The following is a 24,582-nucleotide window of genomic DNA, read 5'->3' as shown; positions in this document are numbered from 1 at the left end:
TGGGGGTGACTGCTTGAGGTGAAATTTAGCCAAGCGCTAAAGCATCGTCAATAGCTCGTAGCTAAATTATTTTCGCTGAGCGACAAAATGCTTCCTGGACAGGAGTTCTTGAGCAGAGCCTTTACCTGAGATTTAGCACTGCGCTATGATTCTGAAATAACTGTACGAATATACAGTTTTCGGAGATGGAACTATGTCCAAGCAAAACAAAGCGGCGCCGAAGCAGCGTCAGGAAATGACCGGGCTAGAGAGGCTGAGCCTGAGGGTGTCGTCGATGATCAACCATCCGATCGCGCAGACACAGCGCTGGGTGACGATCCATCGCCTGGACACGGACGGGGAAGCAGAGTGGGAGGAGGTGATCGGTCTGATCGCAGAAGTGCCCGAGCTGGACATGACCTTCAATGACGACGGCACGGTGACCGTGAGGTGGGAGCGAAGCGCGCTTCAGGAGCGGGACGACTTCATCATCGAAGAGGACAGCGAGGTCGAGGTGGAGGAGGAGGCACCCTTCTGACGCCCATAAAAAGCCCGCTCGCTGGCGGGCTTAATTTCAAATGTCGGATGAGAGCTTGAATTGCATGGGCTTAGGATCGATGGAGGCAAGAGACTTTGCGGTAAGCCCCACGATTTGCGATCTCTTGAACAACTGCTTGTCGTGCGTCCAAATTTCTCGCGCGCCTGAGGCTAGAGCTACTGCCAGAATTTGCCTGTCGAACTTGAGTTTTGCCATCCTTGCGTCTGGGTCCATCTGTTTGAGCTCGGTGTTGCTAACGAGCATGGCGCACTCGATCGCGGCCACCTGGTCGAATGGCGATACTTCGATGCATTTAAAGCCGTTCAGCATGTCCAAATGCAGCTGGTAAACGGATCGGTCAATCCCAAGCAGATATTCGGCTATAACTGGTGCAGGTAGCACGACTACGCCTTTAATGCTGTCGATCCGCTCCACCAAGGCTTCGGCTCGAGAGAAAGCATCTTTCACGACATCGCCAGTCTCAGGATCGTATAGGTCCTTTGCGCCATCGTTCTGCATGACTTGTACGAGAACGTTGGTATCAATAACAATCTTCAATCCTAGCCCCTAGTATCTAGAATCTCAGAATGGGCATTGGGAATGTCATTCCAATTGACCCCTCCTGCGGCTTTGAGCCTGGCTATAGCTTCCTTGAAGCCGATATCTTCGAGCTTTTCAAAAGATGTAACTTTTAATTTTATTAGCTTCCAGCAGCCGTCGGATTTTCTTTCCCACTCTCCATCCCCATGAACTCGGACTGTCTTGAACAGCGCTTGAGCCAGCCGCTCAGCTATCTCAATTCCAGCTTCGCACATTAAGGATTCCCCATTACCGCCCTCAATGCGCACTGGAACCGTATCGTCTTTGCCGCCGACGCTGTAAAGCTTGCCCTGGACAGACGAAGGCTTAACCACTCGAAGCGGAGGAGGCTCGTTCTTAGCTACCGGAAACTGGAAAATCTTAGCTTCGCCAGATCGCAACGAGCCACGCGTCCTGTCGTGGGCCATAAGCTCTGCGAGCTTTTCGTAACTGTTGAGCGCTCGTTTTGAGCCTAGCCCGCCCGAGATCTCTCGAACCTGCTGGAGCACGCCACTGTATGCATGCTCCTCTACAAACGACTGCAGCTGGGCAGAGCCCGGTTTAACGCTATCGAAATGGACCTCGGCTTCATGGCCGTAAAGAGTCGAAAGCTCGCGCAGGTATTCCGCCAGGCGCTTCATTGAAAGCGTCCCAGGGGTCAGATCGTCGAGGTATAGCGTTAGCTCTTTCATACTTTAGATTATAGCCGGCCTTCCTTGCCTTTCTCTATGGGGTACCCCTACATACCAGCCACTCAGCTCATACGAGGTGCGCGTTCCAAACCAGCAGGACCCGAGCCTGGATGTATGTTTCCTCCCGACGGATCATCCGATCCTTATGCTTCGGGTTGTCCGAGATCATCTCGAAGTACTCCTCGTCAGCGATCTGCAGCCGCTTGATGTACTCGTGCCCACCCCAGGAGAAGTAGTAGATTCCATCGCCTGCGAAATCGCGGATGCTGACATCCACGATCAGCGGGTCGCGGTTCTTGATCGTCGGCGCCATTGACTGGCCCCAGCCGGTAACCAGCTTCAGGTGGTAATGCTCCTTGAACTCAACACCCAGCTCACGCAGGTGCCGGGGACTGACACGCACGTCCTGCAGCATCTCGGGGAAATCATGGGTTTGTTCGCCGCCGCCCATGGCGCCGCGCACGTCGTAGTGGGCGATCCACACCTCATCGCCGACCAGGCCTGGGCGGTTGAAATCTGCCTTGACTAATCCGCTGTCGGCTGGAGCGGTCGCAGGAGCTGGCTCCTCGGCCGCAGCTAGTAGCCTCTGGCGAGTTTCTTCAGGAATGCCTCTCCCGCTCTTCGCGAGCATCTGCTTTACCAGGTCAGCAGCCGACAGCTTGCTATCTACGGCTTCAGCCAGTGGCTGCGCTTCGTCGCCCGAGGGGATCGAGTCGAACCAGCCTCTCGTTAGCCCCTCAACTTCCTCGATGCGGCGTGCCACGTCGTCGCCCAGGTTCTTCGCCGTCTTGTCAGAGAGGATCTGACTCAGGTGCGCAGGAGCCATCCCCCAGCGTTCCGCGCAGGACCCTTTTCTCTGGTTGCCGATGAGCTTGACCAGGTTGTGCTTGCGAATTTCGTAGATATCCATGGCGCGAAGAATGCCAGTGTTTAGCCCAGTGCTAAATGTGCGCAAAGCTAAATTTTCCTTGCTCGAGTATTAGCCATAAGCTAAATTCCGCCGTATATGTAAGGAGAACCCACATGAATGATCACCTCCGTGATTGGCTGGCTACCGCCACCAATGATCGCCGGCGGGATGTAGCAGCCGCAGCGAAGACCACTGTCGGCCATCTTTGGCAGCTCGCAGGTGGTCATCGAAAAGCTTCTGCTGAACTGGCGGAACGACTGCAAGACGCTTCGGGTGGCGAGATCACCATCGCGGGGCTGCGCCCAGACCTTATTCCATTTGCCCGCAAAGCACTCCAGGTAGCCCGTCCGGCGATCACTGGCACCGATGAAGCGAATTCTGCTTGATCTGAAACGGCTCAAGTAGATGACCGAAACACCTGCGAATCCATCCAGTAGTCGAATCGCGGGCGAAAAAAAACCGCCTGGCAGGGCGGCTTCTCTACAACAAACATCGAGGTCGATTATGCACTCTGCAATGGATGCAAGCAACACCGCACCCTTGGCCGTTTCGCACCAGAAAGCCTATCACCAGTCCGCCGCACTTCATGCCGCGCTAATGATCCCCCTCCAGTACGCAGCCACCTCGAAAGCCGCGCTCCGCCGCGAGTGCGTCGAGCACCTGCGGGCATCGTTGTGCGGGGGTGACGCGTGAGCACCGTCACCCCAATCCAACCGAAAAGCGGATTCACCCGAATGGACAACGACCTGTACGAGGCCCTGATCGGGGCTGAACTGTCAGGCCGCGAGCTTCGTGTCGCCCTGGCAATCCACCGCCAAACCGCTGGCTACAACCTGGAGAGCGCCTGCATCGCGGCGTCGTACATCGCCCAGATGTCCGGAATCCGCCGCGAAGACGTGTCCCGTGCAATCTCCGAGCTGCTTCGCCAGGGGGTGATTCACCGTGAAGGCGGTAGCCGCAGCCCGATCGGTTTCGCCCCGGTCGGCGAGTGGAAGATCGACAAGAAAAACACCCATCCGAACAAGTCAAAAGAAGTGCCACAGTGTGGCGTTTCCGACACGTCCAATGTGGCGTTTCTACCACACAATAAAGACAGAAATACAAATACTACTCCTGACGGAGTAGTCGTCGACGCCAAGCGTCAACCAGAGCCAGCGAAAACGCGTCGCCAGAAATCAGCGATGGGGCCGTGCCCGCATCAGGCCATTGTCGACCTGTTCCACAAGGCGCTTCCAGAGTTGCCAGCAGTCGCCATCCTGAACGAAAACCGCAAGCGTGCTCTCCAGGCCCGCTGGCGGGAAAGCGATGTGCACCGCGACCTGGGCTTCTGGGCCGATTACTTCTTCCAGGTGAGCACCTCCGACTTCCTGATGGGCAAGGTCGAAGGCCGTCACGGCTCGAAGCCATTCCGCGCCACGTTCGACTGGCTGATTGCCCCGTCCAACTTCGTGAAGGTGGTGGAGGGCAATTACCATGCATGAGCCCTACAACGCCGAGGCTGAGCACGGTTTGCTGGGCGCCATGCTGCAGCGTCCTGAGCTGATCGACATCCTGTCCGACGACCTGACGCCCGAGTCGTTCTACTTCGCCGAGAACGCTGAGGTGTTCCGTGGGATCCTGGCTCTGCGCGCTGCCGGCAAGGACGTCGACCTGCTGACCGTGGCCGACCAGATTGGCGTGCTGGAGAACGGCGACCGGGCGCTCGGCCATTGCGCGTCACTGGTGGCCAACACCCCAAGCGTGGCGAGCGCTGGCACCTACGCCGGCATCGTTCGGGAGCGGGCCATTGAGCGCGCCTTGTACGAGCTGAGCGACCGCACCCTGGAGATCGTTCAGGGCAGCGGCGACATCCAAGACAAGATCGCTGCCGTGCAGGCGGCGGCCATGGGTATCGACGCCGGCAGCGACGGTGAAGAGGTCGTAAAGGCTGCCGACCTGATGGCCGAGCAGCTGGAGGTGTGGCAAGAGCGTCACGACCGGCTGTCACGCGGTGAGACGCTGATCGGCCTGTCGACCGGCCTGGCCGACCTGGACGAGAAGTTGGGTGGCCTGCAGCCAGAGCAGCTGATCATCGTTGCCGGTCGCCCGGCGATGGGCAAAACAACCTTGGCCATGGGCTTCGTGCTGGATGCCGTGGTGCGCCAGAAGAAATGCGGCCTGGTCATCAGTCTGGAGATGAGCAAAGGCCAGTTGATCGACCGCGCCACCGCCGCCGAGGGCCGCGTCCCGCTCAACCTCATCAAGAACGGATCAGCCTGCGAATCGCACGGCGCCGAGCTCTGCGCTGCGGCAGCCAAGCTGAAGCACGCCAACCTGTTCATCGCCGATCGGGCCGCCGCCACGGTGGGGCGCATCCGCTCGCTGGCCCGCCGGCACAAAATGCGGTACGGCCTGGACATCCTGATGATCGACTACCTGCAACTGATGGATGGCGAGGGCGGTAACCGCACCGAAGCGGTCAGCAGCATCAGCCGCGGCTGCAAGCTGCTGGCTCGCGAGCTTGGCATCCCCGTCGTACTGCTGAGCCAGCTCTCCCGCAAGTGCGAGGAGCGCCCCAACAAGCGGCCAGTGAACTCGGACCTTCGCGAGTCGGGGGCCATTGAGCAAGACGCCGACGTGATCCTCTTCGTATACCGCGACGAGGCCTACCACGAAAACAGCGAGTTCAAGGGCGTTGCCGAGATCATCGTCGGCAAGGGCCGCGACATCGAAACCGGGACCGTTCGCGCCGCCTTCCTGGGCCAGTACAACCGATTCGAGAACCTGACGGCCAACTGGCAGCCGCCGATCAAGGCCAAGCCCGCAAATGATCGCCCCCTGGCGTCCCGCTACGCCAGAAAGGAGATTCCGGCATGACCAGCCCAATGCTTCTGCCGCCCGAGTTGGCCGACTACCGCTACGCGCTGTACTGCCGCAGCGATCTCCTCGGCATTTCCCATGATGCGCAGCCGCCGATCTGCCTGTACCGCGAGATGGCTTTCGCCGTGGCGCACGGCCAGCGGCTTTGGCCAAGCACCTACTACGTCATCGATCTTCACGGAGAAGACACCCCATGCGGCAATCGAAACTGACCAAGGCCGCACGCGGCCGGGAGTGCCAGGTGCGCATCCCGGGTGTGTGCAACGGCAACCCGGAGACCACCGTCCTGGCGCACTACCGCATGGCCGGTACCTGTGGTGTGGGCGTCAAGCCGAACGACCTGCAGGGCGCCTGGGCGTGCAGCGCCTGCCATGACGCCGTCGATTCGCGCAGCAAGACCACTTTCAGCCACGAAGAGCTGCGGTTCATGCATCTGGAAGGCGTGGTGCGAACGCTCGATATCCTCGTGAGCGAAGGGAAGGTGGCTGCATGAGAAGTCCAGCCCTGATGTTCGGCGGGATCCCGATCTATGCCAGCGACCTGCTAGCCAACACCAAAATCATCCGCTGGAAGACTGAGCGCAAATGGTGCCACTGGAAGAACGCTCCGGGCCGCCGCTATCGCTGGTGCTCCAAGGAGATCCCTTGCCACGAAATGATCATGTTCGGCGGCCAGGCCTTCATGTCGCCCGAAGGCATCGCGAAGATCCGGGTCCAGCTTGGGCAGGCGGGGCAATGAAGTCCGTGATCATGAAACCCGTACGACCCAAGAAGCCGAGAGCCAAGCGCGTCGACCGCGAGGGGCAGGAGCAGGCTGCCCTGATGAAGGAAATCGAGCTTCGCTATCCAGAAGTGTTCGCGCACCTGCATCACACGCCAAACGGCGGCTATCGGGGCAAGGCCGAAGCAGGTCGGCTCAAGGCCCAAGGCACCAAGGCCGGAATTCCTGATCTCCAGTTGACCATGGCCCGAGGCGGGTACTTCGGCCTGTTCATCGAGTTCAAAGCCACTGTGAAGCCGGCGCCGGTATCCCTCAAGCAGCAGGTATGCATTGGCCGGCTGAACGATCAAGGCTACCTGGCCGTTGTGTGCCGGGGGCATTTCGACGCCATGGAGTGCCTGAGGGCGTACATGGCCCTGCCAAAAACGGAGGTTGCAGCATGACCAACACCGCCGCTGTGAAAATCAGCGATGCTGAGATTCGCCGGCAGGCCGCCGGCCAAGTGCGCGATCTGCGCGCCTTGGGCAACCATGGCCTGTACTTCCGGTTTCACCGGTCCCGCGAGCGCGGGTCCTGGTACCTGATCCACAAGGGCAAGTGGAACCTGATCGGCTCATACCCTGAGCTGAGCGCTGCCAAGGTGGCCGCGGCGCTGCCGGATATCCGCCTGCGCTTGGAAGCGGGCGAGGGGTCGAGTCTGTCGAGCTGGGTGCTGACTGGTGAGCTGCTGGCCTGGTTCGCTGAGCGCATGTCCCGTGACCGCAGCCTGTCGGCCAAGCGCAAGAGCACGGCCGCGTCGGCGATCAAGCAGCATCTGGTGCCGCGCCTAGGACAGATCCCGCTGGCCCAGATCGACAAGGCGCTGCTCGACCGCGAGCTGATGTGGCCGCTGCAAGAATCGTTGTCGATCGACTACGTGCGCCTGGTGTTCCAGCTGCTGGCCCTGGCCTTCCGGCAGGCTGCCAAGCTCGGGCTGATCAGCACCAACCCCATGGCCGGCATCCGCTTTCGTGACTTCTCCAAGGCCAAGGTCACGGTCAAGCCATCGCGGCTGCGGGGTGTGCACCTTGAAGAGCTGATGGCCCGCATGAAGAGCACGCTGGCCAACAACCCGCAGCATGGGCTGCTGGCCCTGATGATGCTCTGCCACGGTACCCGCCTGGGCGAGACCCGCATGGCCCGCTGGAGCCATATCAGCCTGGCCGAACGGGAGTGGTTCATCCCCGCCGAACACACCAAGACCGGCGTGCAGCACCGCCTGCCCCTGACCGACCAGGTGCGCTTACTGCTGATGGCCTGCCGCGAGATCCAGCTCAACCAGGGTTACGAGGGTGAGTTCTTGTTCCCGGGGCGGCAGGGCAAGCCCATGAGTGAGTCGAAGGCCTCTGCGGTGTTCGCGACCATGGGGCAGGGCGAATGGACCAGTCACGACCTGCGCAAGCTGGCCCGCACCGGTTGGGCTGACCTGGGTGTTGACCACCTGGTGGGCGAGCTGCTGATCAATCACACCATGGGCCACAACGTGAAGGTGTACATCCAGTCCGACGTCATGGCCCGCAAGCGTGAGGCGCTGGAGAAGTGGCATGCGCATCTTGACCAGAAGGGTTTCGAGTCGGTTCACGGCTTGACCGGTGATAGATCAACGGATTCATGGATTCTCTCCAAGGCCGCAGAGCGCGCGGGGTTCGACGGACTTCCGGTATCCACCATAAGCGAGGATTCGAAATGAAGATCTCCGAGCACGGAGGCGTCGCCTTCCTCTACGGCGTGAATGGTCGAATCGTCGGACAGGTGATCATCGATGAGTGGTATGGCATGGACCTCGGCGAGGAAGTGAACTTGGCGCCGCGGGAGGGAGGCTTGTTTGGCCTGGAACAGTTCGACAAGCCGACTGTGGCTGGCAGTGCTGTCGTACCGCGCAGCCGTGCGACTCAACCTTGGCTTCGGGCCAAAAAGGGGCGTGCCCGCCAATGAGGAAAAGCCACGGCCCGGCTTTCAAGAAGGCCGTAATTGAATTGGATGTATGCCCTTTGTGCCGTGGGAGAGCGGTCACCAAGCGCTTGTTTCACGAACTGCCATGCGACCACTGCAATGCCTCCGGCTGGGTAGCGGCTGCAACTGGCGAGGCCCTGGCCCTGGATGAACTGGTGACCCAGCTCAGCATGAGGCTGCAGGCCGCGACCCGGCAGATCGAGCAGTTGAAGAATCCTCAGGCATCCGGGCCTGAGGCGACATATCAGGGAAGCAACCGGCGTGGCGCCGGAGGCACCAACTACACCGGGGATTGAGGGGAAAGGGCCATGGTTTACAGCAGCGTTTCGGGTGCAGTAGTTGCCGCTCTGGCGGCGGGCGAGAAGGGATCGGCGAAGGGCCAGGCTTGGCAGAAGCTGTACAAATCGGCAGAGGAGGAGGGCGGCTGCTTGGCGTCATTGGGAGGACGATCGGGCGGCATCGATCGTACCCAGGTCGATTACTGGCTGTCGGCCCGCCTGCACCACATGCTCAAGGGTAGGCACTGGGATGCCCTGGTAGCCAAGTACAGCACCAACAAGGCGAAGAAAGTGCAGGCCATCACACTGATAAGGCCGCTCATCGCGAGTCCAGCGCCGGCGCTGTTCATCTACAAGGCAGTGACCGCCTGGGCAGTCCCGAAGCTGAAGGGCGCGCGCCGCAAAGCTCCCCACACTGTATCGGTGGACATCCCGTTGGATGCGTCGCAGTGGCGTCGCGAAGCCACAGTGAACGCTGCGGTGGCCGCCGGCCAAGCCGCGAAGAAGCGCATCGAGGCTTTGGAGCAGGACGTGATCATCCTGCCGGACAGTTTCTACGACATGAACACCTGGGACCTTGACGCTACGCCAGAGCCGACTCGCCGGCGTTGGAGGCAGTGTATCAACGAAAAACTTGACGGCCTGATTGACGACGCGATGGCCGAAGTTCGGTTGCTTCTGGAAGCTGAGGGCCTGTTGGTGGAAGAGGCTGCGTAATTGTATGTTGACATTAGTGAGCGACTGAGCGAAATTATGCCCATACTGTCATTCCTGCGCGTGTTGAGGAGTGATAACAAAAGCCCAGCCATTGCGCTGGGCTTTTTGTTTTTCATTCGGTGGTATCCTTGTTCATAAGAACCACAAGGAGCTTTCATGCCGAAGTATTTTATCGAAGATCCAGTTCAAGATCTTGAAGCTGTAAGTGATACAAAGCCGGAGTGGAAAGTTTTCAGAGATGGGAAGTTCGTTGAGCCACCGTGCGAGAGTCGTGAAGCCGCAATTACGCGTGCGGGCTATCTGGAGCGAGAAGATCTCATCAAGTATCTGGATAAGCGAAAGGCAGAATCCCAGCGGGACTACGAAAAGTCGCTGAAGGCCCTTCAAGCTCGTCTTGATGAACTTGACCAGCAGATTGAGACTGGAAAGCTACCTGCTCCGCGCGCACCTTCAGCCAAGGTCGAAGAGTCACCAAGCCTAAATTAGCGATCAACCAATTCGAAGCCTCGCAAATGTGCGGGGCTTTTTCATTTGTGGAGACTTTGATGGACCCGACCGACCTCGGCCCAGGCACAGCCACCTGGCTGGGCGGTACGGGCACAGTTTTGCTGGGCGGCTTTCTGTGGTTGCGGAAGTTCCTTTCGAAGGATGCTGCGGACCGCGCTATGGACAACGCTGATATTGGCACTGTCCGTCGTCTGAACGAGCTGCTCGATTCCGAGCGAGAAGCTCGCAAGTTGGCAGAAGCCCGCGCTGATCAGTTTGCCAAGGAGCGCAACGATCTAGCGATCTCCGTCGGCCGGCTGGAGGGCAACATTCTGGCCTTGACCAGGCAGGTCGAGCAGTTAACCGACAAGGTCACCACCCAGAGCGAGGAAATCTCTCGTCTCCGCGCTCAGCTTGGAGGTGCCAATTGATGGACAAGTGCGCATTGGAGTTCATTGCTCGTCGCTGGTGGCGTCGAGCTGAAGTCTGGGTGATCGCCGCTTTGCTCATGGCAGGCGGGGCAGTACTGGGTTGGCAGTCCGCCTATTGGGCGATGGCCAGCACCCAGGCCAACCAGATTGACGAGATCCGGAAGGCCTATGACGCAGCCATGACCGAGCGCGACAAGCGCCTGGATGAGCTGACCAGCAAAGCCGAGAGCGCCGCTACCAAGGCGTCGAGGGCAGCAACCACCGCGACTCAAGCCGCAGACAAAGCTGACGAAGCGCTGAACCGAGTGACGCAGTAATGGCCAGGCTCAAGACGCTCGGCTCTCGCATCAAGGAGAGCGCAGGTTCGCGTGTCAAGGTCGTCACGCCCGGTAGCTGGCGGAGCGGCATGACCAGCTCCCAGCGTGGCTACGACTACCGATGGCAGAAGGCGCGAGAGCAGTACCTCAGAGAGCATCCGCTCTGCGTCTACTGCGAACGAAACGGCCGTACGACTGCGGCCCGGGTGGTCGACCACATCGTTGCTCACCGTGGAGACATGGTTCTCTTCTGGGATCAGACCAACTGGCAGGGCCTCTGCAAGGCTTGCCACGACTCCGTCAAGCAGGCCGAGGAGGCGGCGGGGCTGGGTGGCTGAGGTGTCAACGGGTCGTCCAAGCCTCGCGCGGCTCCATAGAAGCACGCCAGAGACGTGCTGCGAAAGGGGTAGGGGGGGCAAAAGCTAGGGATTCTCATCTAGCTAGACCGCCTCCGACCCCACGTATACATTTTTCTCCCCCCTAAAGGTTTTTGTTAATGGTGTTAACAGACAAACAGCGACAGTTTGTTGACGCTAAGGCCCGGGGTGCGTCCAACAAAGAAGCGGCGGAAGCCGCAGGCAGCAAGCCTTCGACTGCTGCTGCCGCGGGTTCACGTTGGGCCAATGATCCGAAGATCGCATCCGCAATTTTGGCTCGCCGAGCCGAGCTCAGTGTTAACCCTGAGCCGAAAAAGCGTAGAACCAAAGCGAAGGTTGATGAGGCTACCGAAGACCCTGTCGAGATCAACGAGGGCGACGGGGAGTTCCTGAGTTGCCTGCCGTCCACTGACGATCCGCTCGTGTGGTTGCTCGCGTTGATGAACGAGCCCCGGGCGAAGGTTTTCGATCGGCGCAACGCTGCGCAGACGGCCGTCCCTTACATCCACGGGAAGAAGGCCGAGGCAGGCAAGAAAGAGCAGAAGGCGGAGGCCGCTAAAGAGGCCGGCAAGGGCAAGTACTCCCAAAGCAAGCCGCCCCTCACCGTCGTCAAGGGGTAAACCATGCTCTGGACTACGGCCTGCCCTGACTGGTGGCGGCGCCTAGCTGCCAGCGAATCCATCATTCCCGAACCGCTGTTCCCCCAAGAGGCCCAGGAGAGCCTGGAGGTTTTCAAGGGGCTTCGTATTGTCGATGCCCCTGGTAGCCCAACCATTGAGAGTGCTTGCGCTCCGTGGGTGCTAGCTTTCGCAGGGGCTGTGTTCGGCAGCTACAACAGCGAGACCGGTGAGCGCCTGATTCGGGAATTCATGCTTTGCATCCCGAAAAAGAACAGTAAGTCGACCATCGCTGCCGCGATCATGTTGACGGCTCTGGTCCGTAACTGGCGTATGTCAGCTGAGTTCATCATCCTCGCACCGACCAAAGAGATTGCCGACAACGCCTTCGTACCGGCCAAGGACATGGTCAACAACGACGAAGAGTTGAAGGATCTACTTCACGTGCAGCCGCACCTTCGGCTGATTACTCATCGGGAAACGGGCGCCACGCTGAAGGTCGTAGCCGCTGACAGCGATGTTGTGGGCGGCAAGAAGGCGGTCGGGGTGCTGATCGACGAGGCCTGGCTATTCGGCAAGAATCCGAAAGCGGCTGACATGATCCGAGAGGCCACTGGTGGATTGCTGTCCAGGCCCGAAGGCTTTGTCATCTGGCTGACCACGCAATCGAACGAGCCGCCCGCTGGTGTGTTCCGGTCGAAACTGAACTATGCGCGCGGCGTGCGTGATGGTCGCATCAACGACAACCGCTTCCTGCCGATCATCTACGAATTTTCGAAGGAGATGATCGACAGCGGCGCGGCCCGCAAGCCCGAGAACTTCCACCTGGTGAATCCCAACATGGGGTTCTCGGTCGACCGCCCGACGCTTGAGCGTTTGTTCATGCAAGCGGAGATCGACGGTGAGGCGGAGTTGCGCGGCTTCCTTGCGAAGCATCTCAATATTGAAATCGGCTTGGCGCTGATGTCAGACGCCTGGGTCGGTGCCGAATTCTGGGAGTCACAGGCGGCCACTTGGCTCAGCCTGGATGAAATCCTTGATCGATGCGAAGTCATCGATGTGGGTGGTGATGGCGGTGGGTTGGATGACTTGCTCGGTCTCGCAGTTATTGGCCGAGAGGCAGGAACCCGTCGCTGGCTCCACTGGGCCCATGCCTGGGCACACCCTTCAGTGCTTGAGCGGCGTAAGTCCGAAGCCCCACGGCTAAAGGATCTTGAGGCGATTGGCGATCTTACTCTCGTCAAGCGGATCGGCGACGACGTTGAGCAATTCGCGGCCATCGTCAAACGCATCAACGAGACCGGCCTGCTGGACAAGGTCGGGCTCGACCCAGCGGGTATTGGCTCCGTTCTCGATGCCTTGGCTGATGCCGGTGTCGAGGAAGACAAGATCGTTGGTATCTCTCAGGGATGGAAGCTCACCGGTGCGATCAAGACGACAGAGCGCAAGCTTGCCGAGGGCACGCTGCTGCACTGCGGGCAGCCGCTTATGGCGTGGTCCTGCGGCAACGCAAAAGGGGTGCCCTCGGCTAACGCCTTCTTGATCACCAAGCAGGCATCGGGTACCGCAAAAATCGACCCGCTGATGGCAACTTTCAACGCCGTGTCTCTGATCAGCCTCAATCCTGAAGGCCGCGGAGGGATGGACAACTTTATGGCTGGCATTCGGGACCCACTGATCGCATGAACGCACTTTACATTTTCATCGCCTGCGCTCTGGTGGCTTTCTGCCTGGCATGTGCCGGGGTATGGGTTCTGGTCGGCACTGGCTGGGCCTTGCTGGCAGGATCGGTGAGTTTCTTCTGCATCGCCGGATTCCTTCGCCGAGGACTGACCAGTGATTAAAACCCTTTCTCAGGCGTTAGGGGCGGCGGCCACCAAGCCGTCAGCCAGCATGAGTGAATGGCTGGGCAAGAGCATCAAGCTGTCTGATGGCGGCTTCTGGGGGGCTTTTCTCGGCGCGCAGTCCAGTAGTGGCAAGTCGGTCAGCGTAGATAAGGCCATGCGCCTTTCTACCGTGTGGGCTTGTGTCCGTATCATCTCGACCTCGGTGGCTGGCTTGCCGCTGAGTATTTACAAGCGAATGCCAGATGGAAGCCGCGAGAGTGCCCGGGACTTCCCGCTGTACGACGTGGTGCACACCAGTCCAAACGAGGACATGGCCGCCTTTCATTTCTGGCAGGCAGTAGTTGCCTCAATGTTGCTGTGGGGGAACGCTTACTGCGAGATCCACCGCTCTGCAGGACGCGTCATTGCGCTGGACTTCCTGATGCCGTCCCGGGTCGACCTCGAGTTCGATGATGATGGTCGGTTGAGGTACTTCTTCAGGCCGCGAAAGGGCGCGCGCCGAGAGATAGTGCGGCAGAACATGCTGCACATCCCGGCTTTTACCCTGGATGGCAGGGTGGGCCTTTCCGCCATTCGATATGGCGCGGATGTGTTCGGTTCTGCGATGTCCGCAGACGACGCCGCCAACAGTACATTCCGCAACGGCATGATGCCCACGGTCGCTTTTTCGGTGGACAAGACGCTGAACCCGGCCCAGCGCGTGGAATTTCGGGAGTACGTGAAGACGATCTCCGGGGCGTTGAATGCCGGCAAGAGCCCTGTGCTCGAGCAAGGCGTTAAGCCGGAGATGATCGGCATCAATCCTGCCGACGCGCAGTTGCTGGAGTCGAGAGGTCACAGCATCGAAGAGATCTGCCGCTGGTTCGGCGTCCCTCCCTGGATGGTGATGAAGACCGATAAGGGCAGCAACTGGGGAACCGGCCTGGAGCAGCAGCAGATCGCGTTTCTCACCTACTGCATCATGTCTTTCACGGCGCCGATCGAGCAGTGCGTGAACAAGTGGTGCATGACGGCGGTGGACCGGATCAACTTCTATTCGGAGTTCTCGCTTGAGGCGTTCCTGCGGGCCGACAGCTCCGGGCGCGCAGCGTACCTGAGTACCATGGCCCAGAACGGGTTCATCACCCGCAACGAAGGCCGGCGCAAGGACAACATGCCTCACATGCCTGGCGGCGACGTTCTCACGGTTCAGTCGAACCTGGTGCCACTGGACCAGCTGGGCAAGCAAAACAACGATGGTCAGGCCGCTCGGGCCGCACTGATGAACTGGCTGCAAGAGCCGGACAGCAAATCACGGGAGTAATCCATGAAACACAAGATCCAGTCTCGCGGCCTGCGCAGCGAGATGAGCCCCCGCGCGCTCGATAAATGGAACCCCGCGATCCAGGCGGCCGTTGAGAACACCTCGGACACCATCACGGTATACGGCGTGATCGGCGAAGACTGGTATGGCGAAGGTGTCACCCTGAAGCGGATTGATGCCGCGTTGCGTGCTATCGGCGAGCGTGACGTCACCGTCTACATCAACTCGCCAGGCGGTGACATGTTTGAAGGCATCGCCATTTATCACCGTCTCCGCGAGCACAGTCATACCGTCACCACCAAGGTGCTCGGCATGGCGGCCAGCGCTGCGTCGATTGTTTTCCTCGCGGGCAGTAAGCGAGAGGTGGCCAGCAGTGCCTTCCTCATGATCCACAACTGCTGGACCTGGCTCGCCGGTAATCGCCATTACCTCCGGGATATTGCCGCTGACATGGAGGAGTTCGATGCCGCTATGGCCGACCTCTATGCCGAGACCAGCGGCCAGCCGGCAGAGGACATGGCCGAACTGATGGACGACGAAACCTACATCCGTGGCAAGCGTGCCGTGGAGCTTGGTCTGGCTACTGGTCTGTTGTCGTCCACTGAGGTCACCGAGCGCGAGACTGAAGACGCCACTCAGGCCAATGCGCTCAAGGCCATGGATGTAGCCCTGGCTAAAGCGGGAATGACTCGATCCGAGCGTCGCGAACTTTTCGCCAATTTCAAGTCCGGCATGCCTCGCGCTGCCGGCGGGGGCACGCATAACGCTGCCCCGACCGATAAGCCTAGCGCTGTCGCGCCAGACCTCTCCGCCTCACTGAGCGCGGCAACCAATCTTCTCAATTCTCTGAAAGGAAAGTGACCATGGACTTTGAAGCCCAAGTCAAAGAACTCAATGCCAGCCTGAAGGGCATTGGTGATCAGATCAAAGCCCAAGCTGAGGCGACCGACAAACAGATCAAGGCCTCCGGCGAGATGACTGCCGAAACCCGTGCCAAGGTCGACGAACTGTTGACCAAGCAGGGCGAACTCAACGCCCGCCTGGGAGAGGCCGAGCAGAAGCTGGTGAACGCAAGCCGTGACCGAGGCAATCAGGATGAGCCGCAGAAGTCGGTTGGCGCCCTAGTGATCGGCAGCGATGAAATGCAGGACATGAACTCGTCCTTCCGCGGGTCTCGCCGCGTGTCCGTGCCGCGCGCGGCCATTACCACCGCAACCGGCGGCGATCTGGTTCCTGCGCAGCGCCTGGCCGGCGTCGTCGCACCACCTCAGCGTCGGCTGACTATTCGCGACCTGGTGGCGCCGGGCGAGACGGAGTCGAACTCCATCGAGTACATCCGTGAGACTGGTTTCACCAACAACGCCAGTACCGTCGCGGAGAACACCGCCAAGCCGTACTCCGACATCACCTTCGCCCTGACCACCGCGAACGTCCGCACCATTGCCCACCTGTTCAAGGCGAGTCGGCAGATGCTCGACGATGCCAAGGCACTGCAGAGCTACATCGACGGTCGCGCTCGCTACGGCCTGAACATGGCGGAAGAGGCTCAGCTGCTCTACGGCAACGGCACGGGCGCCAACCTGCAGGGCCTCGTCACGGTCGCTCAGTTGTATGCGCCGCAGGCCGGTCTGACTGTGGTGGGTGAGCAACGGATCGACCGTCTGCGCCTGGCGCTTCTGCAAGCTGAACTGGCCGACTTCCCCTCGGATGGCATCGTGCTGAACCCCATCGACTGGGCAGCGATCGAGCTCACCAAAGACGGCGAGGGCCGCTACATCATCGGCCAGCCGCAGGAAGGCACCAATGCCAAACTCTGGAACCGCCCGGTGGTGTCCACTCAAGCCATGACGCAGAACGACTTCCTCGTCGGCGCGTTCAAGCTCGGCGCACAGATCTTCGACCGCATGGAAATCGAAGTGCTGATCTCGACCGAGAACGACAAGGACTTCGAGAACAACATGGCGACGATCCGCGCCGAGGAGCGCCTGGCGTTCGCGATCTACCGCGACGAAGCGTTCGTCACTGGCCCGCTGGTCACGCCTTAACCCTTCCGCAACGCGGCGCCAGAAATGGCGCCCCAATGGAGTAATCCAATGGCACGTAAACAGGAAACACCAGCACTCACGACTGATGCGAAGGATCCGGTCTCGAACGTTGATACCAGCACCGGCCCGTCTGAGGCTGCCGGTTCGCCCCCCTCACCTGGCGGTGCGATCGTTCCAGCTAGCGGTGACCCCGGCAATTCGGGTGTCTCCGCAGTTGCTCCAGGCCAAGCGGAAGGCTCGGGCCTGGTACCGCCAGAAGGACAAGCAGTCGCTGGTACGGTGCCGGATGTCGCCACGGGCGATCAAGGGGCCAGCCCAGGCGTCGCTGCGACTGACGCTGCGGCATCCGAAGACGCCAGCCAGGCCACATCATCCTTGTCCGACAGAAGCACCGGCGCTGATCAGTTGGCACCAGAGGATCAGGCGAAGCTTAATCCAGCGACTCTTCAGATCTATCCGTTGCGGTCATACATGGATGAAGGCGAGCTTCGCCGTCGCGGCGGCCCGGCGTATACAGTGCCACGCAGGCACGCTGAAGAGCTGGTGCAGCGGAATCTGGCATCCCTCGAACCGCTGAAGGAGTGAGGGTATGTCGGTCATCAGTTTGACCATTGCCCGTCATCATCTGCGGGATCCCGACGACGATGACGCATACCTGGAGCTCCTGATCGAGGCGGCCGAAGGGCAGGCGATGGACTATCTGAACCGTCGCTTCTATGTCGACCAGCAGGCGCTGGATGAGGCTGTCGCCGCCGGAGATGCGGGCGACTCGCCCATGGTCAGCAACAAACAGATCAAGGCCGCATGCTTACTGATCCTCGGCCACATATACGCCAACCGTGAGGACGTTGTGATCGGGACCATCGCCACCGAATTGCCGCAAGGTTCGAAGGCGCTTCTGACCCCACATCGTGTCGGGTGGGGCATATGAGAGCCGGCCCGTTACGTCATCTGCTCCAGGTGACCCATCGACATGAGCAACGCAATAAGTCCGGGGGAGCCACCGTGACGTGGCTACCTGCAGCTCGTCCTCAAATGTGGGGCGAAGTCCGGACTCCTAGCGGCCGAGTAACGGCAGTTGCTGAAAAGCTGAATGCCGTTGTCGCAGCCGAGATCATCGGCAGGCCGCGCTCTGACATCGTTGCCGGATCGCGCCTGACACGCCGCGGGATCACGTACCAGGTCGAGGCAGTTTTGCCGGATAACGAGAACACCCTGATGAGGCTGCTTTGCTCATCGGTACCGAATCCATGAGGTGTGCCATGAAAGTTCAAGCACTGGGCCCGTTGACCGGCGCTTCTGGCGAGCGCGAGAAGGGCGAGATCTTCGAGGTAAAGAAGGAGTACGGCGAAGGGCTGATCGCTCGTGGCTACGCCGTGAAGATCAAAGACGAAACCGCTTCCACTGAAAAGCTAGTGAAGTCGCCGACCCCGGCCAAGGAGTAGGCCATGGCCCGCCGGTCCAGCATTCGCGGCGATATCCGGCTGCGCCGGACGTTACGCAACATCCACAAAACGATGGACAACGAGCTACAGCCGGCGATGCTCAAGGCTGCCAACCGCATCTTGGAAACGCAGCTTCAGCTGATTCCGAAGGACACCGGTGCTGCCGCCGCTGCGCTCAAGGTATATGTCTCGCCTAGTGGCCTGGACGCGCAGATCGGCATACGTGGTAAGCGCGACAATCGGCGGTTCTTCTACCTGCGCTTCATCGAGTACGGGACCAAGGGTTACACCGGCGGCAAGGGAGCGGGCAGTCGCAACCGTCGTGAAACCAACAAGAGCGACGGTGAAAACTTCTTCGGCAAGCACCCTGATATCCCGGCGAGGCCTGCGCACCCGTGGCTTCGACCGTCCATGCAGGTAAACCGGGAGTACGTCATGGCTGATATCGAAGCCGCCGTGCGTCGCACGCTCCGCAAAGCGAGCCAGGGGGTAGGCAATGACTGATCCATCCTTGGCCCTGCAGGAGGCCATCTTCGCCAGGCTTCAAGAGGAGGTCAGTTGCCCCATCTACGACGGCGCGCCGCTTAATGCGGAGATGCCGTATGTGTCCATCGACCGGGAGGTTTCGGTCAACAGCAGCCCAATCTCGGGCCGCAAACGCCAAACGCGCCTGCTGTATCTGTCGGTCTGGTCCGATGCTGTGGGCCAGGCAGAGGTCAAACGCATCAACGGCGAGGTCATCACGGCCCTGGACGAGCGTCGCCTGCCGCTGGAAGTTGGTCGGGCTGTTTCCGTCCGGGTCGAGCAAGCCGACGCCCAGCGCGATGCCGACGGCATCACCTATCAGGGTTCGATCACTGTCCGCGTGATCACCACCCACTGAATCACTTACCGGCCGCGCCGCGGCTTTTATCCAATGTGCCTTTGGAGGATCCCCCATGGCCGAAGACAACCTCAACACAGCCGCCGGCTGCCGCCTTGCCATTGGCGGCAAGACCGGTGCAGGCACCCTCACCGAGTACGAAGCCGACACCTATGTCCAGGTGGGTGAGATCGAAGACTTGGGCGAGTTTGGCGATACCTTCAGCGCCGTTAACTTCACTGCGCTGAGCGATGGCCGTGTGCGCAAGTACAAGGGCACAGCTGACGCCGGCAACATGACCCTGACCGTGGGCCTGGACAGCGGCGATGCCGGTCAGAAGGCCGTGTCGGTAGCGCACAAGGACCGCTCCAAGGGTAACTACAACGTTAAGGTCACGCTCAACGACGGCGACCCGGACGCGGCCACTCCGATTCTGCCAACCACTTTCTATTTCGGTGTGAAGGTGATGAACAACACGGTGGCCCCTGGTGCGGCCGACAACGTCGTGCGCCGCAACATGACGTTTGCAATCAACACCGACATCATCGAGATCCCCGCCGGCCCGGCCGTCCCGTGATCAACGGGGCTGAGGCCCGTTCTTTTCTGCGAGAAATCCAATGAGCGAAGCCTTGCACGGCACCGTCACGCTGGTGATCGGCGCCCGCAGCTACACCCTGAAACCCACGCTCGATGCGGCGCTACGAATCGAGGCCCGCTTCGGCGGTCTGCGCGCCGCGTTGGAGTCCATGCGGATCATGAGCATCGCTGCCTGTGCTGACATTGTGATCGCCGGCGCCGATCTGAAGCCTGAACAACATCCAGTGATCGCTGGCGAAGTCTTCCACACCGGCGTGGCCAAGGTGTCGGGCCTGCTGACCGAGTACATCACCGTCCTGCTCAACCCGGTACCGCCGAGCGTGGCCGCCAGGGGAAAGGACGAGGCGGCCAGCACAGCGCAGTGAAAAACGGCAGCTACGTCGACTATTTGTTCGGCGTGGCCACCGGCTGGCTCGGCTGGCCGCCCGACACTGCGTGGCACACCCCCATCCCGCAGATCATGCTCGCGCTCGATGCTCGGCTCGACTGGACGGGTCGCGGGCAGGCGCATGGCCAGGCTCAGGCCTTGCCGCAGAAGCGTGAAAGCGTCGCGGACAAGTTGAAGAGCTTCCTGCGAGGGCGGCCCAAACAGTAGATAGCGTGCCGCCTCCGGGCGGTTTTATGTGCTTGGAGATTTGCATGGCCGACCAACAAGTCCAGGGGATGCTGGTCCAGATCGAGGCCACAACGGCGCAGCTGCGTCGGGAACTGGCCAGCGCAGACCAGGTAGTCGCACGAACTACCCAGTCGATCGATCAAAACCTCGCTCAGGTCGACTCGGCGTTCGACAGCGCAGGAGGGGCTGCCGAGAAAGCTGGTGTGCTAATGCGTGGCGCCTTCGCTGCCGTGGCTGGTGCAGGATTGATCGGCGGCATCATCAAGCAGGTCGACGCTTACGGACAGATGTCCGACCGCATGAGGGCCGCCGCCGGCAGCGCTGGTGAGTACCAGACGGTGCAGGAGCACCTGCTGCGCACCGCGCAGGAAACTTACCGGCCGCTGGCTGAAGCGCAAGAGCTGTACATCCGCACTGCGGACGTCATGCGCAGCCTGGGTTTCAATACCCAGCAGACCCTCGACATCACCGACAGCTTCAGCTTCCTGCTGGTGACCAACGCGGCTGCTGCCGACAAGGCCGGTTCCGCTCTTGATGCCTATTCCAAGGCTCTGCAGACCGGCAAAGTCGAGGCCGATGGCTGGGTGTCCATTCAGGACGCCATGCCCACCATCGTCACAGCGATCGCGACCGCCACCGGCAAGAGCGCCGAGGAAATCCGCAAACTGGGCGTAGAGGGCAAGCTGTCGCTCGATGACATCAATACCGGCCTGCTAAGCACCGTCGAGGTGAACCGCAAGGCAGCGGCCGATATGTCCACCAGCGTGCAGGATGCGATGGTGAACATCAGCAACGCCGTCCAAACCTTCCTGGGTGGCATGGAAGAGCAGACCGGCGCCGTTGCTGGCCTGTCGAGTGTGCTGATCACTCTGGCCGACAACGTCGATCTGGTGGCCGTGGCCATGGCTGGCGCGGGCGTTGCGGCGCTGACCAACTATGTCGCGAAGTCTGGGCTGGCTGCGAAAGCCGCGCTGGCGGACCGCGCGGCGCGTATCGCCCAGGCCGAGGCCGTGCTGCAGGCTGCACTCGCCGACCAACGTAAGGCCGAAACCGCGACCATCCTGGCGGCCCGCGAGGCAGCTGCCGCGCGCGGCACGGCGGTGCAGACGCAGATGTCGATTCAACTGGCCCAAGCCCGCCAGCGCGAAGCGGCGGCCACCGCCGCAGTAGTAACCGCCCAGGCTGGTCTTCGCACCGTGAGTGCCGGCCTGCTCGGCATCTTGGGCGGGCCGATGGGGCTGGCGTTACTGGCCGGCACGGCGGCGGCCAGCTTCCTCCTGCTGAGCAACAACGCCGATCAGGCAGGGGTCAGCCTGGAGGATCTGCGCAAGCCCGTGGCCCAGCTGCGGGAGGAGTTCGCAAAGCTCAACAAGGACCAGCGGGAAGCATCGTTGGTCAAGTGGCAGCAGGAGCAGGTCACCGCAGCCGACAAGGTCAAGGACGCTTACGGTGACCTCGCTCAGTCCATTCGTTCGAGCGTGGTCACGGCGCCGGCGCGTGACTCGGGCGGCCAATACAATCGGCAGCTGGCCGAATACCAAGGTCTGATCGACCGTCTCAACGAAGCGCGTTCGGCAGGGCAGGGACTGTCGCCTGTCCTGCAGGAAGTCGGTAACCGTCTGCAATTGCCCGCCTCCACCGTACAGCAGTGGATCACGCAGGCCGGCGCCGTGAGCGATGCCGATCAGCGATCTGGCCTGATTGCCGAGACGCTGCGGGTGCTCACCGGGGTTACTGAACAAAACACGTCGGCCACCCAGGCGAACAACGCAGCGAAGGCCGGCATGAGCTCGGCGGGCCAGACCTACCTGGAGACGCTGCAAAAGCAACTCGCAGGTCTGCAGGACAATGGCGATGCGACCAAGATCGCCAACCGTTACCTGGCCGAGAACGCTGACCTCACCGAGACGGACCGCCAGGCAATCCTGTCGGCAGCCAGTGCAATTGAGGCGCAGAAGAAGGCCAACAAGGATGCGACCGAAGGCAGCAAGGATCGCACAAAGGCGCTGAATGACGAGATCAAGGCTCTCGATGCGATCATCGACCGCGCGCTACCGGAGAAGAAACGACTCGAGGATCTGGCGGAGGGCGTGCAGGGGCTGCGCAAGGCCCAGGCTGCCGGCAAGATCACCGCGGCCGAGATGGAACTCGGCATCAAGAACCTCAACACGGCCTACGCCGACCCTGTCTTGCAGAAGCGTGCTGAGGAGGAGAGGAAGCTTGCAGAAGTGCGCCGCAACAGCGCCGAGGCCTATCGCAAGGCGATGGAAGTGGTGCTGCAGACACGCCAGGAGGCGATCAGCGCAGACGTGGCCGGTGTCGGCATGGGCGACGACCAGCGCGAAGAGGCTGACCGGCTGAATGCGGTGCGGCAGAAGTATGCCGAGGCGCGCCGTCAGCTGGAGGAACAGCAGGAAGACGTGTCACGCCGCCTCAGCCAGGACGCCTACCAGCAGCGGCTGGCCGACTTGGCCGACTACCAGGTGCGTGAGCTGCAGATGGAGGTCGACGGCTTCGAGGCCAGACTGCAGGCGCAACGCGACTACCGCAACGGCGCCAAACGCGCATGGGCCAACATCCAGGCTGATGCGGCGAACGTGGCCGGCGCAACCGACGACATGCTCACCACCGGTTTCAACTCTGCTCGCGATGCTGTGGCCGAGTTCGCCATTACAGGCAAGGCCAACTTCAAGGACTTCGCCACCAGTGTGATCTCGGACATGGCCAGGATTGCAAGCCAGCAGGCCGCGAGTTCGCTGTTGAGTGGTTTGGTGGGGCTAGGGGTGTCTGCAGCATCGAAATACTTTGGCGGCGGCTCGTCTTCGCTGGGTTCGACCCAAGCGGGTTACAGCTCGCAATACATGGACAACTGGTCAGGCCCAGCCCAAGCCAAAGGTGGCGCATGGAGTGGTGGTGTGCAGATGTTCGCTAAGGGTGGCGCTTTCACCAACAGCATTCTCAGCAAACCAACCGCGTTCGGACTTGCCGGCGGCGGTACCGGAATCATGGGTGAGGCCGGCCCGGAGGCAATCATGCCGCTGGCGCGCGGGGCGGATGGCTCGCTCGGCGTGCAGATGGTCGGCGGAACGAGTGGTGGCTCTACCGTTGTTCAGGTCAGCGTGCCGGTGGCCGTGACGTTGGAAGATCGGAGCTCTGATGGAATGGAGCTGGATAGCACAGCCCTGCAGCAGAACATCCAGCAACAGATGCAAGGTGTGGCTGAGCGGGCTATTGCCGCGTCTTGGCGCGCCGGCGGCATGAGCTATCGAAACAGCAACGGGAGACGCTGATGGCGATCGAAACTTTCACCTGGACACCAGACGATGAGGCCAGCGGCGACAGCACCCTACGCACCAGAAAATCGCAATTCGGCGACGGCTACGTCCAGGTATCCAGCGATGGATTGAACGGCGAGTCGGACAGCTGGGCGCTTTCATTCGGCGGGCTGGCCGATGAGATTGCGCCGGCTATCGCGTTCATACGTCGCCATCGAGGCGCCAAGTCCTTCCTCTGGACCAATCCAGAAGGCGTGCTTGGCATGTACCGCTGCGAGACCTTCCGGCAGCAGCGCAAGCCGGGAGGTGTGGTGATGCTGACGGCAACCTTTGAGAGGGCGTTTCACCCATGAGTTTGATCACGCAGCTGCAGAAACTGGAGCCGGGCGCGGAGATCCTGCTGTTTGAACTGGACGGTTCGGACTTCGGGGCGGACACGCTCCGGTTCCACGGACATGCAATCCCGCATTCGTCCGAGGAGTTGGCCGCCGCTGGCGCGAACGCCGACCAGCTTCCGGCCAAGTCGATCTGGTGGCAGGGCAACGAGTACGGTGCCTGGCCTATGCAGATAGATGGCATTGAAGCGAACTCGGACGGTACGGCAGTGCGACCCACGCTGACCGTAGGCAACGTCAACGGCAGGATTACGGCGCTGTGCCTGGCCTTCGACAACCTGCTCGAGTTCAAGCTGACCATGCGCCACACCATGGCGCGCTACTTGGACGCGGCAAACTTCCCCGCCGGTAACCCGGAAGCTGACCCGAGTGAGGAGGCCATCGAGGTCTGGTACATCGATCAGAAGGTGTCCGAGAACGGCACCACGGTCGCTTGGGAGCTTGCCAGCCCCGGCGATGTTGGCGGCGAGACCATTGGCCGGCAAATGACCCAACTATGCCACTGGGCAATGACCGCCGGTTACCGTGGCCCGAACTGTGGCTACACCGGTCCGTACTTTGATCTCGACGGCAATCCAACGGACGATCCGGCCAATGACCAGTGCAATGGCTGCCTGGACTCGGGCTGCACAGTTCGCTTTGGCCAGGGCAACCAGTTGCCCTTCGGGGGCTTTCCGGCCGTTTCCCTGATCGCACGGAGCTGAC

General features: G+C 60.9%; 36 protein-coding genes. 33 read left to right on the top strand and 3 right to left on the bottom strand.

Annotated features, from left to right (window positions below; translation table 11 throughout):
• Positions 1 to 193: 193 nt before the first annotated feature.
• Entirely contained in the window at positions 194 to 517 is a 324-nt protein-coding gene (locus ACMGF5_RS25460; protein ID WP_414157430.1) for a DUF1654 domain-containing protein, read from the top strand.
• A gap of 36 nt (positions 518 to 553) precedes the next feature.
• On the opposite strand, the gene ACMGF5_RS25455 is transcribed toward ACMGF5_RS25460, so the two are convergent.
• From ACMGF5_RS25455 to ACMGF5_RS25445, 3 genes are all read right to left on the bottom strand, one after another.
• The gene (locus ACMGF5_RS25455) at positions 554 to 1,075 is read right to left on the bottom strand and encodes a type II toxin-antitoxin system VapC family toxin (protein WP_414157429.1); all 522 of its coding nucleotides are present in this window, start codon (positions 1,073 to 1,075) and stop codon (positions 554 to 556) included.
• A 2-nt stretch (positions 1,076 to 1,077) separates the two neighbouring features.
• Complete coding sequence (locus ACMGF5_RS25450) at positions 1,078 to 1,737, bottom strand: hypothetical protein (protein ID WP_414157428.1); 660 nt, start codon at positions 1,735 to 1,737, stop codon at positions 1,078 to 1,080.
• 118 nt (positions 1,738 to 1,855) lie between these two features.
• Entirely contained in the window at positions 1,856 to 2,698 is an 843-nt protein-coding gene (locus tag ACMGF5_RS25445; protein WP_414157427.1) for a helix-turn-helix transcriptional regulator, read from the bottom strand.
• A 113-nt stretch (positions 2,699 to 2,811) separates the two neighbouring features.
• Between ACMGF5_RS25445 and ACMGF5_RS25440 the strand changes: the two genes are divergently transcribed.
• The 32 genes from ACMGF5_RS25440 to ACMGF5_RS25285 all read left to right on the top strand — a co-directional run bounded on the left by ACMGF5_RS25440 (position 2,812) and on the right by ACMGF5_RS25285 (position 24,581).
• A complete protein-coding gene (locus ACMGF5_RS25440; RefSeq protein ID WP_369991282.1) occupies positions 2,812 to 3,084 on the top strand; it encodes a hypothetical protein in 273 nt (90 codons plus the stop codon).
• A 348-nt stretch (positions 3,085 to 3,432) separates the two neighbouring features.
• Positions 3,433 to 4,179, top strand: a complete 747-nt coding sequence (locus tag ACMGF5_RS25435; RefSeq protein WP_414157426.1) for a replication protein — start codon at positions 3,433 to 3,435, stop codon at positions 4,177 to 4,179.
• Entirely contained in the window at positions 4,172 to 5,554 is a 1,383-nt protein-coding gene (gene dnaB, locus ACMGF5_RS25430; protein WP_414157425.1) for a replicative DNA helicase, read from the top strand. Before ACMGF5_RS25435 ends, dnaB begins: the two co-directional genes overlap by 8 nt.
• Positions 5,551 to 5,769, top strand: coding sequence for a hypothetical protein (locus ACMGF5_RS25425; protein ID WP_414157424.1), 219 nt, complete (start codon positions 5,551 to 5,553; stop codon positions 5,767 to 5,769). The genes dnaB and ACMGF5_RS25425 overlap by 4 nt, the downstream gene beginning before the upstream one ends.
• The gene (locus tag ACMGF5_RS25420; protein ID WP_151325774.1) at positions 5,751 to 6,050 is read left to right on the top strand and encodes a DUF1364 domain-containing protein; all 300 of its coding nucleotides are present in this window, start codon (positions 5,751 to 5,753) and stop codon (positions 6,048 to 6,050) included. The genes ACMGF5_RS25425 and ACMGF5_RS25420 overlap by 19 nt, the downstream gene beginning before the upstream one ends.
• Entirely contained in the window at positions 6,047 to 6,295 is a 249-nt protein-coding gene (locus tag ACMGF5_RS25415) for a hypothetical protein (protein ID WP_198756192.1), read from the top strand. The genes ACMGF5_RS25420 and ACMGF5_RS25415 overlap by 4 nt, the downstream gene beginning before the upstream one ends.
• Positions 6,292 to 6,720: a VRR-NUC domain-containing protein gene (locus ACMGF5_RS25410; protein WP_414157423.1), complete on the top strand. Its 429-nt coding sequence runs from the start codon at positions 6,292 to 6,294 to the stop codon at positions 6,718 to 6,720. The genes ACMGF5_RS25415 and ACMGF5_RS25410 overlap by 4 nt, the downstream gene beginning before the upstream one ends.
• A complete protein-coding gene (locus tag ACMGF5_RS25405; protein WP_414157422.1) occupies positions 6,717 to 8,006 on the top strand; it encodes a tyrosine-type recombinase/integrase in 1,290 nt (429 codons plus the stop codon). Before ACMGF5_RS25410 ends, ACMGF5_RS25405 begins: the two co-directional genes overlap by 4 nt.
• The gene (locus ACMGF5_RS25400; protein WP_414157421.1) at positions 8,003 to 8,251 is read left to right on the top strand and encodes a hypothetical protein; all 249 of its coding nucleotides are present in this window, start codon (positions 8,003 to 8,005) and stop codon (positions 8,249 to 8,251) included. Before ACMGF5_RS25405 ends, ACMGF5_RS25400 begins: the two co-directional genes overlap by 4 nt.
• Complete coding sequence (locus ACMGF5_RS25395) at positions 8,248 to 8,565, top strand: hypothetical protein (protein ID WP_414157420.1); 318 nt, start codon at positions 8,248 to 8,250, stop codon at positions 8,563 to 8,565. Before ACMGF5_RS25400 ends, ACMGF5_RS25395 begins: the two co-directional genes overlap by 4 nt.
• Positions 8,566 to 8,577: 12 nt before the next feature.
• Positions 8,578 to 9,264, top strand: coding sequence for a hypothetical protein (locus ACMGF5_RS25390; RefSeq protein WP_414157419.1), 687 nt, complete (start codon positions 8,578 to 8,580; stop codon positions 9,262 to 9,264).
• A 156-nt stretch (positions 9,265 to 9,420) separates the two neighbouring features.
• A complete protein-coding gene (locus ACMGF5_RS25385) occupies positions 9,421 to 9,750 on the top strand; it encodes a hypothetical protein (RefSeq protein WP_414157418.1) in 330 nt (109 codons plus the stop codon).
• A 59-nt stretch (positions 9,751 to 9,809) separates the two neighbouring features.
• Positions 9,810 to 10,181 (top strand): chemotaxis protein, encoded by a 372-nt coding sequence (locus ACMGF5_RS25380; RefSeq protein ID WP_225777328.1) that lies wholly within the window; start codon positions 9,810 to 9,812, stop codon positions 10,179 to 10,181.
• Entirely contained in the window at positions 10,181 to 10,498 is a 318-nt protein-coding gene (locus tag ACMGF5_RS25375) for a hypothetical protein (RefSeq protein ID WP_414157417.1), read from the top strand. Before ACMGF5_RS25380 ends, ACMGF5_RS25375 begins: the two co-directional genes overlap by 1 nt.
• A complete protein-coding gene (locus ACMGF5_RS25370; RefSeq protein WP_414157416.1) occupies positions 10,498 to 10,836 on the top strand; it encodes an HNH endonuclease in 339 nt (112 codons plus the stop codon). The genes ACMGF5_RS25375 and ACMGF5_RS25370 overlap by 1 nt, the downstream gene beginning before the upstream one ends.
• 158 nt (positions 10,837 to 10,994) lie before the next feature.
• A complete protein-coding gene (locus tag ACMGF5_RS25365) occupies positions 10,995 to 11,495 on the top strand; it encodes a terminase small subunit (RefSeq protein WP_414157415.1) in 501 nt (166 codons plus the stop codon).
• 3 nt (positions 11,496 to 11,498) lie between these two features.
• Positions 11,499 to 13,178 (top strand): terminase large subunit, encoded by a 1,680-nt coding sequence (locus tag ACMGF5_RS25360; protein WP_174142183.1) that lies wholly within the window; start codon positions 11,499 to 11,501, stop codon positions 13,176 to 13,178.
• Positions 13,179 to 13,328: 150 nt separating this feature from the next.
• Positions 13,329 to 14,642 carry a phage portal protein gene (locus ACMGF5_RS25355; protein ID WP_174142182.1) on the top strand — a complete coding sequence of 438 codons (1,314 nt, stop codon included), beginning with the start codon at positions 13,329 to 13,331 and terminating at the stop codon, positions 14,640 to 14,642.
• A gap of 3 nt (positions 14,643 to 14,645) precedes the next feature.
• Positions 14,646 to 15,503: a head maturation protease, ClpP-related gene (locus tag ACMGF5_RS25350; protein ID WP_414157414.1), complete on the top strand. Its 858-nt coding sequence runs from the start codon at positions 14,646 to 14,648 to the stop codon at positions 15,501 to 15,503.
• Between the two features lie 2 nt (positions 15,504 to 15,505).
• Complete coding sequence (locus ACMGF5_RS25345; RefSeq protein ID WP_414157413.1) at positions 15,506 to 16,687, top strand: phage major capsid protein; 1,182 nt, start codon at positions 15,506 to 15,508, stop codon at positions 16,685 to 16,687.
• 48 nt (positions 16,688 to 16,735) lie between these two features.
• Positions 16,736 to 17,272: a hypothetical protein gene (locus tag ACMGF5_RS25340; RefSeq protein WP_414157412.1), complete on the top strand. Its 537-nt coding sequence runs from the start codon at positions 16,736 to 16,738 to the stop codon at positions 17,270 to 17,272.
• 4 nt (positions 17,273 to 17,276) lie between these two features.
• Positions 17,277 to 17,618, top strand: coding sequence for a head-tail connector protein (locus tag ACMGF5_RS25335; RefSeq protein ID WP_196914368.1), 342 nt, complete (start codon positions 17,277 to 17,279; stop codon positions 17,616 to 17,618).
• Positions 17,615 to 17,941 (top strand): head-tail adaptor protein, encoded by a 327-nt coding sequence (locus ACMGF5_RS25330; RefSeq protein ID WP_174142177.1) that lies wholly within the window; start codon positions 17,615 to 17,617, stop codon positions 17,939 to 17,941. The genes ACMGF5_RS25335 and ACMGF5_RS25330 overlap by 4 nt, the downstream gene beginning before the upstream one ends.
• Positions 17,942 to 17,949: 8 nt before the next feature.
• On the top strand, positions 17,950 to 18,132 hold the full coding sequence (locus tag ACMGF5_RS25325) for a hypothetical protein (RefSeq protein WP_196914369.1): 183 nt from the start codon (positions 17,950 to 17,952) through the stop codon (positions 18,130 to 18,132).
• 3 nt (positions 18,133 to 18,135) lie between these two features.
• Complete coding sequence (locus ACMGF5_RS25320; protein WP_414157411.1) at positions 18,136 to 18,636, top strand: HK97-gp10 family putative phage morphogenesis protein; 501 nt, start codon at positions 18,136 to 18,138, stop codon at positions 18,634 to 18,636.
• The gene (locus ACMGF5_RS25315; RefSeq protein WP_414157410.1) at positions 18,629 to 19,015 is read left to right on the top strand and encodes a DUF3168 domain-containing protein; all 387 of its coding nucleotides are present in this window, start codon (positions 18,629 to 18,631) and stop codon (positions 19,013 to 19,015) included. The genes ACMGF5_RS25320 and ACMGF5_RS25315 overlap by 8 nt, the downstream gene beginning before the upstream one ends.
• Positions 19,016 to 19,070: 55 nt before the next feature.
• The gene (locus ACMGF5_RS25310) at positions 19,071 to 19,571 is read left to right on the top strand and encodes a hypothetical protein (protein ID WP_174142173.1); all 501 of its coding nucleotides are present in this window, start codon (positions 19,071 to 19,073) and stop codon (positions 19,569 to 19,571) included.
• Between the two features lie 40 nt (positions 19,572 to 19,611).
• Positions 19,612 to 19,956: a hypothetical protein gene (locus ACMGF5_RS25305; RefSeq protein WP_012315757.1), complete on the top strand. Its 345-nt coding sequence runs from the start codon at positions 19,612 to 19,614 to the stop codon at positions 19,954 to 19,956.
• Positions 19,953 to 20,186, top strand: coding sequence for a hypothetical protein (locus tag ACMGF5_RS25300; RefSeq protein ID WP_012315756.1), 234 nt, complete (start codon positions 19,953 to 19,955; stop codon positions 20,184 to 20,186). Before ACMGF5_RS25305 ends, ACMGF5_RS25300 begins: the two co-directional genes overlap by 4 nt.
• Positions 20,187 to 20,230: 44 nt before the next feature.
• A complete protein-coding gene (locus ACMGF5_RS25295) occupies positions 20,231 to 23,497 on the top strand; it encodes a phage tail tape measure protein (RefSeq protein ID WP_414157409.1) in 3,267 nt (1,088 codons plus the stop codon).
• Entirely contained in the window at positions 23,497 to 23,835 is a 339-nt protein-coding gene (locus ACMGF5_RS25290; RefSeq protein WP_012315754.1) for a phage tail protein, read from the top strand. The genes ACMGF5_RS25295 and ACMGF5_RS25290 overlap by 1 nt, the downstream gene beginning before the upstream one ends.
• Complete coding sequence (locus tag ACMGF5_RS25285) at positions 23,832 to 24,581, top strand: phage minor tail protein L (RefSeq protein WP_414157408.1); 750 nt, start codon at positions 23,832 to 23,834, stop codon at positions 24,579 to 24,581. The genes ACMGF5_RS25290 and ACMGF5_RS25285 overlap by 4 nt, the downstream gene beginning before the upstream one ends.
• Position 24,582: the final 1 nt, after the last annotated feature.

It is taken from the genome of Pseudomonas sp. BNK-15, from assembly GCF_047456105.1.
Taxonomy (GTDB): domain Bacteria; phylum Pseudomonadota; class Gammaproteobacteria; order Pseudomonadales; family Pseudomonadaceae; genus Aquipseudomonas; species Aquipseudomonas putida_E.
This window is presented reverse-complemented; position numbering and strand designations above follow the sequence as displayed.